This is a genomic window from Pseudomonas sp. LBUM1662 (assembly GCF_059695915.1).
The window spans coordinates 6,210,362-6,225,284 of sequence record NZ_CP166793.1 but is presented as its reverse complement, the minus strand read 5'-3'; the positions used below and the strand labels follow the sequence as shown (position 1 = coordinate 6,225,284).

At 61.1% G+C, this 14,923-nt stretch carries 14 protein-coding genes; 6 read left to right on the top strand and 8 right to left on the bottom strand.

Annotation, left to right across the window (positions count from 1 at the left end; all coding sequences use genetic code 11):
* Positions 1 to 80: 80 nt before the first annotated feature.
* The 6 genes from ACA049_RS28400 to choX all read right to left on the bottom strand — a co-directional run bounded on the left by ACA049_RS28400 (position 81) and on the right by choX (position 5,518).
* Positions 81 to 344: a hypothetical protein gene (locus ACA049_RS28400; RefSeq protein ID WP_149416450.1), complete on the bottom strand. Its 264-nt coding sequence runs from the start codon at positions 342 to 344 to the stop codon at positions 81 to 83.
* Between the two features lie 372 nt (positions 345 to 716).
* Entirely contained in the window at positions 717 to 1,877 is a 1,161-nt protein-coding gene (locus tag ACA049_RS28395) for a gamma-butyrobetaine dioxygenase (protein ID WP_497331475.1), read from the bottom strand.
* Positions 1,878 to 1,891: 14 nt separating this feature from the next.
* The gene (locus ACA049_RS28390; RefSeq protein WP_497331473.1) at positions 1,892 to 2,368 is read right to left on the bottom strand and encodes a thioesterase family protein; all 477 of its coding nucleotides are present in this window, start codon (positions 2,366 to 2,368) and stop codon (positions 1,892 to 1,894) included.
* Positions 2,369 to 2,502: 134 nt separating this feature from the next.
* A complete protein-coding gene (locus ACA049_RS28385) occupies positions 2,503 to 3,468 on the bottom strand; it encodes an L-carnitine dehydrogenase (RefSeq protein ID WP_497331471.1) in 966 nt (321 codons plus the stop codon).
* A gap of 142 nt (positions 3,469 to 3,610) precedes the next feature.
* A complete protein-coding gene (gene cdhC, locus ACA049_RS28380; RefSeq protein ID WP_017341199.1) occupies positions 3,611 to 4,498 on the bottom strand; it encodes a 3-dehydrocarnitine:acetyl-CoA trimethylamine transferase CdhC in 888 nt (295 codons plus the stop codon).
* A gap of 75 nt (positions 4,499 to 4,573) precedes the next feature.
* A complete protein-coding gene (gene choX / locus ACA049_RS28375; RefSeq protein ID WP_497331469.1) occupies positions 4,574 to 5,518 on the bottom strand; it encodes a choline ABC transporter substrate-binding protein in 945 nt (314 codons plus the stop codon).
* Positions 5,519 to 5,728: 210 nt separating this feature from the next.
* Here choX and ACA049_RS28370 point away from each other — a divergent pair, with 210 nt between their 5' ends.
* Positions 5,729 to 6,676 (top strand): GlxA family transcriptional regulator, encoded by a 948-nt coding sequence (locus tag ACA049_RS28370; RefSeq protein ID WP_497331467.1) that lies wholly within the window; start codon positions 5,729 to 5,731, stop codon positions 6,674 to 6,676.
* A 117-nt stretch (positions 6,677 to 6,793) separates the two neighbouring features.
* Here ACA049_RS28370 and ACA049_RS28365 read toward each other — a convergent pair whose 3' ends face one another.
* The gene (locus ACA049_RS28365; protein WP_219097010.1) at positions 6,794 to 7,210 is read right to left on the bottom strand and encodes a DUF3010 family protein; all 417 of its coding nucleotides are present in this window, start codon (positions 7,208 to 7,210) and stop codon (positions 6,794 to 6,796) included.
* Between the two features lie 61 nt (positions 7,211 to 7,271).
* Complete coding sequence (locus ACA049_RS28360; protein ID WP_094470273.1) at positions 7,272 to 7,673, bottom strand: lysozyme inhibitor LprI family protein; 402 nt, start codon at positions 7,671 to 7,673, stop codon at positions 7,272 to 7,274.
* A gap of 236 nt (positions 7,674 to 7,909) precedes the next feature.
* Here ACA049_RS28360 and ACA049_RS28355 point away from each other — a divergent pair, with 236 nt between their 5' ends.
* The 5 genes from ACA049_RS28355 to etfA all read left to right on the top strand — a co-directional run bounded on the left by ACA049_RS28355 (position 7,910) and on the right by etfA (position 14,918).
* Positions 7,910 to 8,887: a dipeptidase gene (locus ACA049_RS28355; protein WP_008033250.1), complete on the top strand. Its 978-nt coding sequence runs from the start codon at positions 7,910 to 7,912 to the stop codon at positions 8,885 to 8,887.
* Between the two features lie 79 nt (positions 8,888 to 8,966).
* Positions 8,967 to 9,497 (top strand): DUF5943 domain-containing protein, encoded by a 531-nt coding sequence (locus tag ACA049_RS28350; RefSeq protein WP_007947752.1) that lies wholly within the window; start codon positions 8,967 to 8,969, stop codon positions 9,495 to 9,497.
* A 15-nt stretch (positions 9,498 to 9,512) separates the two neighbouring features.
* On the top strand, positions 9,513 to 11,573 hold the full coding sequence (dgcA, locus tag ACA049_RS28345) for a dimethylglycine demethylation protein DgcA (protein ID WP_008151900.1): 2,061 nt from the start codon (positions 9,513 to 9,515) through the stop codon (positions 11,571 to 11,573).
* A 175-nt stretch (positions 11,574 to 11,748) separates the two neighbouring features.
* Entirely contained in the window at positions 11,749 to 13,698 is a 1,950-nt protein-coding gene (dgcB, locus tag ACA049_RS28340; protein ID WP_497331464.1) for a dimethylglycine demethylation protein DgcB, read from the top strand.
* On the top strand, positions 13,698 to 14,918 hold the full coding sequence (etfA, locus tag ACA049_RS28335; RefSeq protein ID WP_497331462.1) for an electron transfer flavoprotein subunit alpha: 1,221 nt from the start codon (positions 13,698 to 13,700) through the stop codon (positions 14,916 to 14,918). Before dgcB ends, etfA begins: the two co-directional genes overlap by 1 nt.
* Positions 14,919 to 14,923 lie beyond the last annotated feature (5 nt).

The window sequence follows — 14,923 nt, the reverse complement described above, 5'->3', positions numbered from 1 at the left end:
GCCCGCTCCCACATTCGACCGAGCTCTCTCAGGGGAACGCGGTCGAATGTGGGAGCGGGCTTGCTCGCGAAGGCGATTTATCAGGCGCTACGGCTCTGCTGATACTCCGCAAGCGCGGGCAGCAATTGCCTGTCGATGGCCTGGCGCACCGCCGGCAGGATGGTCGCGCTGCTGGTGTACATCTGCTTGACCATCGTGCGCAGTTCCGTTGCCCGTTCGTTGTTCAAACCCCGTACCGCGCATTCGCACGCCTGCTCGGCGGTTGCACCGGGAGGCACGGCAAATCCCAACGCCTTGAGCTGGCCCAACAGGTCTTCCTGGTCAATCAAATCGGCGTACATCATGACGCAATCCTTCTTCAGGGAACGGTGTCGTGGCTCGATTCTCGTAGGGGTACGGAATGGCGGCAAGGACGATTTGTCGCAATGGCCGCGATACCTATGAACAGGTCGTTTTCGGCTAACTTGCCAGAGGGGAGAGTGGGCACACTGGATTCAGCTGGCTTCACGAAGGTTTGGTCACCCTCGCGCAACGGCTCCTCAACAGTACCCTCCTCAGCTCCGATCTTGTCACGGCTTGATCGGGGTTTTTTTTGCCTGTGAATCAGGGAGGGGGTAGGTGTCTGGGCTGATGCTTTCGCGGGCAAGCCTCGCTCCTACAGAGGTATACGATCCCCTGTAGGAGCGAGGCTTGCCCGCGATGAACGATGACGCGGTTTACCGTTGCAATACCAAAATCCGCGACAGCAATTCATCCCGATCGACATAGCAACCCTGAAAATGCCGGGCGCCGCTGGCGGGGTCGAAAGCGTTGCGGGCGTGAAGGGTGCGGCGGTTGTCGAAGCACCACAACTCGCCGGGATTGAGCCGCGTCATCAGCCGAAACCGCGCTTCACGGGTCATCGCAATAAACCGTCGATAAGCCCGGTATAGCGTGGGCATGTCTTCGATCGACGCATCAAACGGCCCGCGCAGAAAGTTTGCCATGCGGATCTCCGATACCTGCCCCAACGCATCCAGGGCAATGATCGGTGCCAGGCAACGGTAATCGCTGTGGCGGTCCTTGTTGCGAAACTCCACGGGGATTTCACACAGCGCTTTGAACGACTCGGGATCTTCCTCCCGCAACGCGTGGGCGATGGCAAAGCCGTCGACAAAAATACTCTCGCCACCGTCCGCGTCATTGACCAGGCAATGCAGAAATTGCAGCCCCGGTTGCAACTCTCGGGTCGGCAAATCGCTGTGCAGCGGCAGGTTGAACGCGGTGTAGGCATTGCTGTCCGCATCGGCCTTGGATTGCACGTTGAACAGCACGCCGAAATTGCTCTCGCGGATGAAGGAAATGCGCTGGGCAATCAGCTTCAGCGAACCGGGTTCGGTGGGCACGCCACGCACTTGCGACAGGCCGATATCGCGCACCGCCAGCAGCCATCGCAGCAAGGCGTCGTTGTCGTTCATCAGCGCCTGGTAGTCGAATACCGGCAGCTGCAAGTCGCTTTTCCACAACCTGGATTTTGGCTTGCCGGCCCGGCGTTCGGCGCGGGATTCATCGTCATAGGCGTGAGCCCGCAGCCAGCCCGGATCGAAGCGGCTGAGGTGGCCGTCCTGCCATTCGACGCTGAGGCAACCTTCGGCATCGACGTTTGCCGCTGTCGGCGCCAAGTCTTCTGCGACGTCGACGATTTCCAGCACTTGCTCGCGGGTCACGGTGTAGACGCATTGCGGGCACGGGCAGTTGTCGCGAAGCCATTGATGATGAAACGGGCTGACCCGGCCGTCAGCCCACTGCACTTGAATGCGATCCGCCAGGGTTTGCACGGCGGTCAACGCGCTGATCAACGGGTAGGTACGGAAGTCGGCAAAAGCGGCGGTGTTCAATGGCGATCTCCTTGTTATTTTTTAGGGGGTAATGCGATCACTCGGCCAATGTACTCGGGGGCGGGCAGGTCGGTTTGCTCGGCGACGATGGCTTGCAGCTTGCTCAGGGTGTCTTCGCTGAACGGTGCGGAGCGAGGGCCGGCGAGGTCGACGTGCAGGAGCATTTGTTCGTTGCCCGCCAGTTCCTTGTCGTCGCCGACCAGATGCAGGCTGTGATAGAGGTGCAGGCGTTTGCTGTCGTGGCCGATGATGTGGGTGCGCACTTCAACGTCGGCGTCGAGCTTCACTTCGTGCAGGTAATTGAGGTGCAGTTCGAGGGTGAACAGTGAATTGCCGCTGGCTTCGCGGTTGTTGCTGTCCATGCCCAGGCGATCCATCAGCGCGTCCGTGGCGTAGCTGAAAATCAGCAGGTAGAAGGCATCGCGCAGGTGGCCGTTGTAGTCGACCCAGTCGGGGATGATTTTGGTTTGGTAGGTGGTTAGAGCGGGCATGTCGTCACATCCGAAATGGTTGAGGCCTGTAGGAGCGAGGCTTGCCCGCGAAGAGGCCGGTACATTCGACGGATCTCTTGCGGCAGGGAAATCGCCTTCGCGGGCAAGCCTCGCTCCTAAAGGGGGTGGGGTGTTTAGTCAGCGAACGCCATCCCATGCTTCTCTTTGGTGGTCTTCACCGCTTCGAGCACTGCCAGCAAGCAATCATCACGATAGCGCTCCAGCGCGGAAATGCTGTGCTTGCCGAGCTGATCACTGGTCCCGTCCACCACATCATCGATCAACTTGTCGGTCAGTTCCGGCGCTGGCAGGTAAGTCCACGGCAACTGCAACGCCGGACCGAACTGCGCCATGAAGTGGCGCATCCCCGCATCGCCACCCGCCAGGGTGTAGGTCAGGAACGTGCCCATGAATGACCAGCGCAGACCTGCACCAAAGCGGATTGCATCGTCGATCTCGCCAGTAGTCGCCACACCGTCGTTGACCAGGTGCAGCGCCTCGCGCCACAGCGCTTCGAGCAAGCGGTCGGCGATAAACCCCGGCACTTCCTTGCGCACATGCAGCGGACGCATGCCCAGGGATTCATACACTTTCATTGCCGCTTGAACCGCTTCAGGCGCGGTGTTTTTGCCACCGACCACTTCCACCAATGGCAGCAAGTAAACCGGGTTGAACGGGTGCCCGACCACGCAGCGTTCCGGGTGGGTCGAGCTCTCGTAAAACTCGCTCGGCAACAGGCCGGAAGTGCTGGAGCCGATCAAGGCATTGGGCTTGGCTGCCGCGCTGATTTTGCTGTGCAGTTCCAGTTTCAGATCGAGGCGCTCGGGGGCGCTTTCCTGAATGAAATCTGCGTCGCGCACGCACTCTTCAATCGTCGCGACGAAGCGCAACCGGTCCTGCGAGGCGCCGGGCGCCAGGCCTTGTTTCTCCAGCGCACCCCAAGCGTTGGCAACTCGCTTGCGCAGCGCGGCTTCTGCACCGGGCGCGGGGTCCCAGGCGACAACGTCGAGGCCGTGGGCCAGGGCCCGGGACACCCAACCGCTGCCGATGACACCGCTGCCCAGTGCGGCGAAGGTTTTGATATCAGTGATAAAGCTCATGGCGACTTCCTGAATGAATTCGGTGATCCCCTGTGGGAGCGGGCTTGCTCGCGAAAGCGGAGTTTCAGTCGACAGAGATGTCGGATGTAACGGCCTCTTCGCGAGCAAGCCCGCTCCCACAGTTGGAAAGAGTTGTCAGCAGTTAACCGCGCTTGGTCAGGCCCATTTTTGCCCGGCCTTCCGCTGGGGTCAGGACACGGGCGCCGAGGCGGCTGAGGATTTCCGAGGCGCGTTCGACCAGTTGGCCGTTGGTCGCCAGCACACCCTTGTCCAGCCAGATGTTGTCTTCCAGACCGACCCGCACATTGCCGCCGAGCAGCACTGCTTGCGCCGCCATCGGCATTTGCATGCGACCGATGCCGAACCCGGCCCACACGGCATTGGCCGGCAGGTTGTCGACCATGGCTTTCATGGTGGTGGTGTCGGCCGGTGCGCCCCACGGGATGCCCAGGCAGAGCTGGAACAGCGGGTCGTCGAGCAGGCCTTCCTTGATCAACTGTTTGGCAAACCACAGGTGACCGGTGTCGAAGATTTCCAGCTCGGCCTTCACGCCCAGCTCTTGAATGCGTTTGGCGCCAGCGCGCAGCTGCGCCGGGGTGGACACGTAAATGGTGTCGCCGTCGCCGAAGTTCAGGGTGCCGCAATCGAGGGTGCAGATTTCCGGCAGCAGTTCTTCAACGTGCGCCAGACGGGTCAGCGGGCCGACCAGGTCAGTGTTCGGGCCGAACTCCATCGGGTTCTCGCCTGCGCCGATTTCCAGGTCGCCGCCCATGCCGGCGGTGAGGTTGACGATGATGTCGACGTCGGCCTCGCGGATACGCTCCATCACTTCGCGGTACAGCGCCACGTCACGGCTGAACTTGCCGGTTTCAGGGTTGCGAACGTGGCAGTGAACGACAGTGGCGCCGGCCTTGGCGGCTTCGACGGCGGCAGCGGCGATTTGTTTCGGGGTGACCGGCACGTGCGGGCTCTTGCTGGTCGTGTCGCCAGCACCGGTAAGTGCGCAGGTGATGATGACGTCGTGGTTCATGAGGCGGGTTCCTTGCAGGCGTGATGATTCCGTTCGCAGCCCGGTCGGGCTGCGAGTCGGTGGTTCAATCGGGGTTTATTTGCTGGTCAGTTTCAAATTGTCAGCGGCCGGTTTGCCATCGAAGGTGGTCACGCCTTCGAGCCAGCGTTGCTTGTCTTGCGGGTGATCTTTCAGCCATTGCTTGGCCGATTCGAAAGCGTCTTTGTGATCGAGCAGCGGTTGCATCATCCGGCTCTCGTCTTCGGCGGTGTAGGTCAGGTTGCTCAGCAACTTGCCGATGTTCGGGCATTGCTCGGCGTATTTCGGCGCGGTGACGGTCCAGACCGTGGCCATGCCTTCGTTCGGGCCGAGAGCATCTTCGCTGCCGGTAAGGTAAGTCATCTGCACGTTGACGTTCATCGGGTGTGGCGCCCAGCCGAAGAACACCACGGCTTCCTTGCGGCGCACGGCGCGATCCACCGCCGCGAGCATGCCGGCCTCGCTGGATTCGACCAGCTGGAACTTGCCGAGGCCAAACTGGTTCTTGGCGATCATCGCCTTGATCTGGGTGTTGGCGCCCGAGCCTGGCTCGATGCCGTAGATCTTGCCGCCCAGTTCTTTTTCGAACTTGGCGATGTCGGCGAAGGTTTTCAGACCCTTGTTGGCGAGGTAGGTCGGTACGGCGAGAGTGGCGCGGGCGTCTTTCAGGCTTGGCGCTTCAAGCACCTTGACCTGATTGGCGTCGACGAAAGGCGTGATGGTCTGGGTCATCAGCGGGTTCCAGTAACCCAGGAACAAGTCCAGGCGCTGGTCGCGGATGCCGGCGAAGATAATTTGCTGGGACGCACTGGTTTGTTTGGTGTTGTAGCCGAGGCCATCGAGCAGGACTTGGGTCATGGCGCTGGTGGCGATCACGTCGGTCCAGTTCACGACGCCCATGCGCACGTTCTGGCATGAAGCAGGTTCGGCCGCCATGACACTGGCGCTCAGGAAAGCGGTACCGCTGAGTGCAAGAACACAGCTGCTGATCAGTCGTTTCATCTCAGGTTTCCTCGGCAGTTCGTTATTGTGGGTCCGGGCGTCTTCGTGCGCCGGTGATGCCAAGTTACGCAGCTTGAGGCCCGTCAAAGCGCACTACGGCGACCAGCTCTTGCACTGCAGCGACCTGACCTCTTGAATGCTATCGGCAAGTGGCGTATCAACGTCCACACGCTACCCGCCCTCACGTTACCCGCCAATCGAGTGCGCTCCATGTCCCAGGATTTCTACTTCATGTTGATGCCGGGTTTCTCGGCCATCGGGTTCATCTCGGCGATCGAGCCGCTGCGGGTCGCCAATCGCTTTCGCGGCGAGTTGTATCGCTGGCACGTGCTGAGTGCCGATGGTGGGGCGGTTCTGGCCAGTAATGGCATGTCGGTCAACGCCGACGCGGCGCTGGAACCGTTGAAGAAAGGTGCAACCCTGTTGGTGGTCGCCGGTTTCGAACCGTTGAAATTCGCCACGCCCGCGCTGGAACACTGGCTGCGCCGCCTGGACAACGAAGGCGTGACCCTCGGCGCCATCGACACCGGCAGCTTCGTCCTCGCCGAAGCCGGCCTGCTCGAGGGCCATCGCCTGACCCTGCATTGGGAAGCCATCGACGCTTTCAAGGAATCCTATCCACAGCTCAGCGTCACCCAGGAGCTGTTCGAGATCGATCGCCGCCGCATCACCTCAGCCGGCGGCACCGCGTCCATCGACCTGATGCTCGACCTCATCGCCCAATCCCACGGCCCGGAACTGGCGATCCAGGTCAGCGAACAATTCGTACTCGGGCGCATCCGCCCGCGCAAAGACCACCAGCGCATGGAAGTCGCCACGCGGTATGGCATCAGCAACAAGAAACTTGTTCATGTGATTGGCGAGATGGAACAACACAGCGAGCCGCCCCTGAGTACGCTGGAACTGGCGGAATCGATCAAGGTGACACGGCGGCAGCTGGAGCGATTGTTTCGGTTGCACCTGAACGACACACCGAGCAATTTCTATCTGCGATTACGGCTGGAGAAGGCACGGCAGTTACTGCGGCAGACGGACATGAGCGTGCTGGAAGTGAGCATTGCGTGCGGGTTTGAATCGCCGTCGTATTTCACCCGCAGTTATCGGGCACGGTTCGAGCGGTGTCCGCGGGAAGATCGCCGACTAACCCAGAAGGCCTGAGCGAAACCGTACCTGTAGGAGCGAGGCTTGCCCGCGAATGCGGTGTGTCAGGCAACTGTAATTTTGAATGTGCCGGCCTCTTCGCGGGCAAGCCTCGCTCCTACAAGTGGTATGCCGTTACTTCTTCATCAGGGCGGAACATGCCGCTTTGTATGCCTCATGCTGATACTTGTTCAGCGTCTCCGGCAGTGCAAAATCAAACTTCTTGTTCTGCGCATTGATCGTCTGCGGTGACAGCAATGTCACCTCGCAACTCTCCAGCAACTGAAAAACGCCCTCGATCTTGAACGTGGTCGGCCCGCCGGCAAACTCACCTTTCTTGCTGCGCTTCTTGATCGCGATCCTGTCGACGGAATTCTCACGCACAAACGACGCCACCTGAGCGGCAAACACTTTGACGTTCGCGGCCTCGTCGTCATCGTCGAGGGCGATTTTCTTGGTGGCCAGGGCGACGTGGCTCAGCGTCTGGCCGTCCAGCGAGGCCACGGCGATGATCGCTTCGCTGCCTTTGATTTCAATGCCGCAGATTTTCATGTGAATTCCTTAACTGGCTGATGGCGTGCAGCTTACAGCTCAAAACGACTGGCGTTCGCCTTCACTCCTGCCCAATCGACTCCAAAAACTCCGACCGCTCATCACTCATCCGCGCCACGCAATCATTCTGCGCGATGGTGAACGCCTTGCTACCGCTGGTCGCCGGGAACGCTTCAACCGCGCAATCCGCATCCCGGGTCTTCAGCCATTGCTGCTGCGCGGCTTTGAGCTTGGCGGTGATGTCGGTCAGTTGCGCCGGGTTCTTGCCGTAGGCGGTTTGCATGCGCTCGTTCAGGCTTTGGTAGTTGTCTTTGAGCAGGTCTTCGGCGGTGGTTCTGCTGTAGGCGGAGCATTCCAGGGTCTGGACGTCGTTTTCGACCTTGTCACAGGGGTTGTCGTCGGCCTCTTCAGCCGCGTGTACGCCGGTCGCTATCAGTGCCAAAGCCAGGAAGATCGTTCTCATTGCGACGCAGCCCCTATTTTTCAGTGCCTATTCGGTAATGCAGCGAATTCTGGCCCAAGCGGCGGCCCTTGAACAGGTGGGCGATTGCGTCCATCAACGACCCTTTGTCGCGGATTGACGCTTTCGGCAAACCCCCTGTCGTTTTTGCACCCGGCTACCCCGTCCCTCAGGCATATGCTGGCCCCAAAGCGCCGGCACACGATTCGGCGCATGAATCGCTAATAGGGGACAGCCTGATGAGCCCAGCCGAATTGCACGCCGACAGCATCGTTATCGACGGGCTGATTATTGCCAAGTGGAACCGTGAGCTGTTCGAAGACATGCGCAAGGGCGGTCTGACCGCGGCCAACTGCACCGTGTCGGTGTGGGAGGGCTTCCAGGCCACCGTCAACAATATCGCTGCCAGCCAGAAACTGATCCGCGAGAACAGCGACCTGGTAATTCCGGTGCGCACCACCGCCGACATTCGCAAAGCCAAGGAGCAGGGCAAGACCGGCATCCTCTTCGGTTTCCAGAATGCTCATGCGTTTGAAGACCAGATCGGCTATGTCGAAGTGTTCAAGCAGCTGGGCGTCGGTATCGTGCAGATGTGCTACAACACCCAGAACCTGGTGGGCACCGGTTGCTACGAGCGCGATGGCGGCCTGTCGGGTTTCGGTCGTGAAATCGTCGCCGAGATGAACCGCGTCGGCGTCATGTGCGACCTGTCCCACGTTGGCTCCAAGACTTCCGAAGAAGTCATCCTCGAATCGAAGAAACCGGTGTGCTACTCCCATTGCCTGCCGTCGGGCCTGAAAATTCACCCGCGCAACAAGTCCGATGAAGAACTGAAGTTCATCGCCGACCACGGCGGTTTCGTCGGCGTGACCATGTTTGCGCCATTCCTGGCCAAGGGCATCGATTCGACCATCGACGATTACGCCGAAGCCATCGAATACACCATGAACATTGTCGGCGAAGACGCCATCGGCATCGGCACCGACTTCACCCAGGGCCATGGCCAGGACTTCTTCGAATACCTGACCCATGACAAAGGCTACGCCCGCCGCCTGACCAGCTTCGGCAAGATCATCAACCCGCTGGGCATCCGCACCGTCGGCGAGTTCCCGAACCTGACCGAAACCCTGCTCAAACGCGGCCATTCCGAGCGCGTGGTCCGCAAGATCATGGGCGAGAACTGGGTCAACGTCTTGAAAGACGTTTGGGGCGAATAAGCCGCCGCACCTGATGAATCTTTTCCCCCGGCCGTCCGCGCCGGGGGCAACACCCAAAATTTTCTGGAGTTAAGTTTCCATGGCCAAGATCGCCCCGCAATTGCCAATCGAAGTCGACAGCGAAACCGGTGTCTGGACCTCCGACGCCCTGCCAATGCTGTACGTGCCGCGTCACTTCTTCGTCAACAACCACATGGGCATCGAAGAGGTTTTGGGCGCCGAAGCCTACGCCGAAATCCTCTACAAGGCCGGCTACAAATCCGCCTGGCACTGGTGTGAAAAAGAAGCCGAATGCCACGGCCTGGAAGGCGTTGCAGTGTTCGAACACTACATGAAGCGTCTGTCGCAACGCGGCTGGGGCCTGTTCAAGATCCAGGACATCGACCTCGACAAAGGCACCGCCAGCGTCAAGCTCGAACACTCGGCGTTCGTCTACGTGTACGGCAAAGTCGGGCGCAAGGTCGACTACATGTTCACTGGCTGGTTTGCCGGTGCCATGGACCAGATTCTGCAGGCCCGCGGCAGCAAGATCCGCACCGTTGCCGAACAGGTTTACGGTGGCTCCGAAGAAGGCCACGACGACGGTTTGTTCACCGTCAAGCCGTTGTAAGTCGAGGAACCCGCCATGGCTTTCGAAGCAATGTTCCAGCCGATCCAGATCGGCAAACTGACCATCCGCAACCGCGTGCTCAGCACCGCGCACGCCGAGGTCTACGCGACCGACGGCGGCATGACCACCGACCGGTACGTCAAGTATTACGAAGAGAAAGCCAAGGGCGGGATCGGCCTGGCGATTTGCGGCGGTTCCTCCAGCGTGGCCATCGACAGCCCGCAAGGCTGGTGGAAGTCGGTCAACCTGGCCGACGACCGGATCATTCCGCACTTCCAGAACCTGGCCGATGCCATGCACAAGCATGGCGCCAAGATCATGATCCAGATTACCCACATGGGCCGTCGTTCCCGCTGGGACGGCGAGCACTGGCCAACCCTGCTGTCGCCGTCGGGCATCCGTGAACCGGTGCACCGCGCGACCTGCAAAACCATCGAGCCGGAAGAAATCTGGCGGGTGATCGGCAACTACGCCAGCGCCGCCGCGCGAGCCAAGGCCGGTGGCCTGGACGGCGTCGAGCTGTCCGCCGTGCACCAGCACATGATCGACCAGTTCTGGAGCCCGCGCGTCAACAAACGTACCGACGAATGGGGCGGCAGCTTCGAGAACCGCATGCGTTTCGGCCTGGAAGTGATCAAGGCTGTGCGGGCTGAAGTCGGCCCCGATTTCTGCGTCGGCATCCGTCTGTGCGGTGACGAGTTCCACCCGGATGGCTTGTCTCACGAAGACATGAAGCAGATCGCCAAGTACTACGACGACACCGGCATGATCGACTTCATCGGCGTGGTCGGCTCGGGTTGCGACACCCACAACACCCTGGCCAACGTTATCCCGAACATGAGTTATCCACCGGAGCCATTCCTGCACTTGGCCGCCGGTATCAAGGAAGTGGTGAAGGCCCCGGTTTTGCACGCGCAGAACATCAAGGACCCGAATCAGGCGACCCGTATTCTGGAAGGCGGTTACGTGGACATGGTCGGCATGACCCGCGCCCACATCGCCGACCCGCACCTGATCGCCAAGATCAAAATGGGCCAGGTTGACCAGATCAAACAATGCGTCGGCGCCAACTATTGCATCGACCGTCAGTACCAAGGTCTGGACGTGCTGTGCATCCAGAACGCCGCGACGTCCCGTGAATACATGGGGGTGCCGCACATCATCGAGAAGTCGACCGGTGTGAAGCGCAAGGTAGTTGTTGTCGGAGCCGGCCCTGCCGGGATGGAAGCCGCTCGCGTCTCCGCCGAACGTGGCCACGACGTGACCCTGTTCGAGAAGAAAGAATTCATCGGCGGGCAAATCACCACCGCGTCGAAAGCCCCACAACGGGACCAGATCGCCGGTATCACCCGCTGGTTCCAGCTGGAACTGGCACGTCTGAAAGTCGACCTGCGCCTGGGCGTGGCGGCCGATGCGGCAACCATTCTCGACCTGCGTCCGGACGTGGTGGTACTCGCCGTTGGCGGTCATCCATTCCTGGAGCAGAACGAGCACTGGGGTGCGGCTGAAGGCCTCGTCGTCAGTAGCTGGGACATCCTCGACGGCAAGGTTGCGCCGGGCAAGAACGTGCTGGTCTACGACACCATTTGCGAGTTCACCGGGATGTCGACTGCGGACTTCCTCGCCGACAAGGGCAGCCAGGTCGAGATCGTCACCGACGACATCAAGCCAGGCGTAGCGATTGGCGGCACCTCGTTCCCGACTTACTACCGCAGCATGTACCCGAAAGAAGTGATCATGACCGGGGACATGATGCTGGAGAAGGTTTACCGCGAAGGCGACAAGCTGGTGGCGGTGCTGGAAAACGAATACACCGGCGCCAAAGAGGAGCGGGTGGTGGACCAGGTCGTCGTCGAAAACGGCGTGCGTCCGGACGAAGAAATCTACTACGCCATGAAGGAAGGCTCGCGCAACAAAGGCCAGATGGACATCGAGGCCCTGTTCGCAATCAAGCCGCAACCTTCGCTGAGCCAGGCGGGCGACGGCTACTTGCTGTTCCGCATCGGCGACTGCGTGGCGCAGCGCAACACCCACGCGGCGATCTATGACGCGTTGCGGTTGTGCAAGGATTTCTAAGAGCTTGTGGATAACCCCTGTAGGAGCGAGGCTTGCCCGCGAAGGCGTCCTGACATTCAACATTGATGTCGGCTGATCCATCGCCTTCGCGGGCAAGCCTCGCTCCTACAGGGAATCGAGCAAGGCATCCAGGTAGTTTGGCCTGCAAGACCCTGCGGTCTTTGGGAGCTCCACCATGTTGAACACCCTTCTTCCAATCCTGTTGTTCGCAGCCCTGGGCCTTGCTGTCCTGGGCGCGTTGCGGCGGGTGGCTATGTGGCGCCGAGGTCGAGCCTCCAAGGTCGACCTGATCGGCGGCCTGTTCGCCATGCCCAAGCGCTACATGGTCGACTTGCACCACGTCGTCGCGCGGGACAAATACATCGCCAACACCCACGTGGCCACGGCTGGTGGTGCGGTGGCGTCCATTGTGCTGGCGATTCTGGTGCACGGTTTTGGCCTGCATAACCGCATCCTCGGCTATGCACTGCTGTTGATGACGGTGGTGATGTTCGTCGGCGCGATTTTCGTTTACCTGCGTCGTCGCAACCCACCGGCTCGCCTGTCCAAAGGGCCGTGGATGCGCCTGCCAAAAAGCCTGTTGGCGTTCTCGGCGAGTTTCTTCCTGTTGACCCTGCCGGTCGCCGGCATCCTTCCGGAAAATTTCGGTGGTTGGGTGGTGGCAGCGATCCTCGGCGTCGGCGTGCTGTGGGGCGTCTCGGAATTGTTCTTCGGCATGACCTGGGGCGGGCCGATGAAGCACGCCTTCGCTGGTGCCTTGCACCTGGCTTGGCACCGTCGCGCCGAGCGCTTTGGCGGCGGCCGCTCCACCGGTTTGAAACCGCTGGACCTGAACGATCCGACTGCGCCACTGGGCGTGGAAAAACCCAAGGATTTCACCTGGAACCAACTGCTCGGCTTCGACGCCTGCGTCCAGTGCGGTAAATGCGAAGCTGCGTGCCCGGCGTTCGCCGCCGGCCAGCCGCTGAACCCGAAAAAACTGATTCAGGACATGGTCGTCGGCCTGGCCGGTGGCACCGACGCCAAGTTCGCCGGCAGCCCCTATCCGGGCAAGGCGATTGGTGAACACGCGGGTAATCCTCATCAACCAATCGTCAACGGTCTGGTCGACGCCGAGACCCTGTGGTCCTGCACCACTTGCCGTGCCTGCGTCGAGGAGTGCCCGATGATGATCGAGCACGTCGATGCCATCGTCGACATGCGCCGCCATCTGACCCTGGAAAAAGGCGCGACCCCGAACAAGGGTGCCGAAGTCCTGGAAAACCTGATCGCCACCGACAACCCGGGCGGCTTTGCGCCGGGTGGACGGATGAACTGGGCGGCAGATTTGAACCTCAATCTGATGAGCGAGAAGAAGTCGGTCGACGTGCTGTTCTGGGTCGGCGACGGCGCCTTCGACATGCGCAACCAGCGCACCTTGCGCGCGTTCGTCAAAGTGCTGAAAGCGGCCAAGGTCGACTTCGCGGTACTGGGCCTGGAAGAACGCGACAGCGGTGACGTGGCCCGACGCCTGGGCGACGAAGCCACCTTCCAGCTGTTGGCCAAACGCAACATCCAGACCCTGGCCAAGTACAGCTTCAACCGCATCGTCACCTGCGACCCGCACAGCTTCCATGTGCTGAAAAACGAGTACGGCGCCTTCGACGGCAACTACCTCGTGCAGCACCACAGCACCTACATGGCGGAAATCATCGGCGCTGGCGCCCTGAACCTCGGCCAGCACAAAGGCAGCAGCGTGACTTATCACGATCCGTGCTACCTCGGCCGCTACAACGGCGAATACGAGGCGCCGCGTGAAGTGCTGCGCGCCCTCGGCATTGAAGTCAAAGAGATGCAACGATCCGGTTTCCGCTCGCGCTGCTGCGGCGGCGGCGGCGGTGCGCCGATCACCGACATTCCGGGCAAGCAACGGATCCCCGACATGCGCATGGAAGACATCCGCGAAACCGGCGCCGAACTGGTGGCTGTGGGTTGTCCACAGTGCACCGCTATGCTCGAAGGCGTGGTCGAACCGCGACCGCTGATCAAGGACATCGCCGAATTGGTGGCCGACGCGTTGCTCGAAGACGCCGCCCCAAGCAAGCCGACCACACCGGCCCAACGTGAACCTGCGGAGGCTCACTGATGAGCGACATTATCCGCCGCGACCCTCGCGCTGAATGGATCGCCCGTAACCGCTTGCACCCGCTTCACGCGGCCATGCAACCGGCACAACACAGTTGGATGGGCCCCAACGGCGTCATCCGCAAGAATCTGCACGGCATCGGTTTTATCGGCCCCAACGGCATCAAGCGCATCGACCGCAGCGGTGCTCAACAGGGCGGGGCGACCAAACGTTCGGCAGCTGTTGAAGTGCAATTGCCGCTGCATCAAGTGCCTGCACCTGCGTTTTACATCAGCGTGGTGCCGGACATGGTCGGCGGCCGCTTGAGCAGCCACGACCGCGACTTGCTCGGTCTGGCGCATCAACTGGCCGGCAAGGATGGCGCGGTGTTGGCCGTGGTTTTCGGCGAACACAAGGAAAACGCTTTCGCCACTGCGGGCGTCGATCGCTTGCTGGTCCTGGAAGGCGAGGAATTCAGCGGTTATGCACCGGAACAAAGAGTCCAGGGCCTGCGGGCTGTGGATAACCAGTTCAGCCCGCGTCACTGGTTGCTGCCGGACAGCCGCAGCGGCGGTGGTGAACTCGGTCGGCGCTTTGCCGCCGCACTGGGCGAACGCCCGGCCACGCGGGTCTGGCAGGTCAAGGATCAGGATTGTATCGGCCGCGCCGGCGCTGGGTTACAAGACCTTGCGCGCCCGGTTGCTCGCTTGATTCTGGCCGCCGTCGAATGCGCCGAACCGGTGAGCGAAACCCGTCACGAAGCCTTGCCGGTGGAGTTATCCACAGCCGTCGCGCGCAGCTTGTCGCGCATCGAAGATTTGGGTGCAGTGGCGGTCGATCCGGCGGCGATTCCGATGGCCGAAGCCGAGTTCATCTTCTCCGGCGGTAACGGCGTCAAGGACTGGGGACTTTTCCACAGGACCGCCGAAGCGTTGGGCGCCACCGAAGGCGCCTCCCGGGTGGCGGTGGACGATGGCTTCATGGCCCGCGACCGTCAGGTCGGTGCATCCGGCACCTGGGTCACCGCGCGGGTTTACGTGGCGGTGGGGATTTCCGGGGCGATCCAGCACCTGCAAGGCATCGGCGCCTGCGACAAGGTGGTGGCGATCAACCTTGACCCTGGCTGCGACATGATCAAACGGGCTGACTTGTCGGTGATCGGCGAGAGCGCCGAGATTCTTCAAGCCTTGATCGCGGCGGTAGAGGCTTACCGCAACGAAGCCAAGCGCGATGCGGCTTAAGGAAA

What these genes read in the sequence shown, in the direction of transcription:
- dgcB (WP_497331464.1), top strand. Translation starts at nt 11,749, where the DNA reads ATGTTGAACACCCTTCTTCCAATCCTGTTGTTCGCAGCCCTGGGCCTT.
- ACA049_RS28360 (WP_094470273.1), bottom strand. Translation starts at nt 7,673, where the DNA reads ATGAGAACGATCTTCCTGGCTTTGGCACTGATAGCGACCGGCGTACAC.
- dgcA (WP_008151900.1), top strand. Translation starts at nt 9,513, where the DNA reads ATGGCTTTCGAAGCAATGTTCCAGCCGATCCAGATCGGCAAACTGACC.
- etfA (WP_497331462.1), top strand. Translation starts at nt 13,698, where the DNA reads ATGAGCGACATTATCCGCCGCGACCCTCGCGCTGAATGGATCGCCCGT.
- ACA049_RS28390 (WP_497331473.1), bottom strand. Translation starts at nt 2,368, where the DNA reads ATGCCCGCTCTAACCACCTACCAAACCAAAATCATCCCCGACTGGGTC.
- ACA049_RS28365 (WP_219097010.1), bottom strand. Translation starts at nt 7,210, where the DNA reads ATGAAAATCTGCGGCATTGAAATCAAAGGCAGCGAAGCGATCATCGCC.
- ACA049_RS28355 (WP_008033250.1), top strand. Translation starts at nt 7,910, where the DNA reads ATGAGCCCAGCCGAATTGCACGCCGACAGCATCGTTATCGACGGGCTG.
- ACA049_RS28370 (WP_497331467.1), top strand. Translation starts at nt 5,729, where the DNA reads ATGTCCCAGGATTTCTACTTCATGTTGATGCCGGGTTTCTCGGCCATC.
- ACA049_RS28385 (WP_497331471.1), bottom strand. Translation starts at nt 3,468, where the DNA reads ATGAGCTTTATCACTGATATCAAAACCTTCGCCGCACTGGGCAGCGGT.
- cdhC (WP_017341199.1), bottom strand. Translation starts at nt 4,498, where the DNA reads ATGAACCACGACGTCATCATCACCTGCGCACTTACCGGTGCTGGCGAC.
- ACA049_RS28350 (WP_007947752.1), top strand. Translation starts at nt 8,967, where the DNA reads ATGGCCAAGATCGCCCCGCAATTGCCAATCGAAGTCGACAGCGAAACC.
- choX (WP_497331469.1), bottom strand. Translation starts at nt 5,518, where the DNA reads ATGAAACGACTGATCAGCAGCTGTGTTCTTGCACTCAGCGGTACCGCT.
- ACA049_RS28400 (WP_149416450.1), bottom strand. Translation starts at nt 344, where the DNA reads ATGATGTACGCCGATTTGATTGACCAGGAAGACCTGTTGGGCCAGCTC.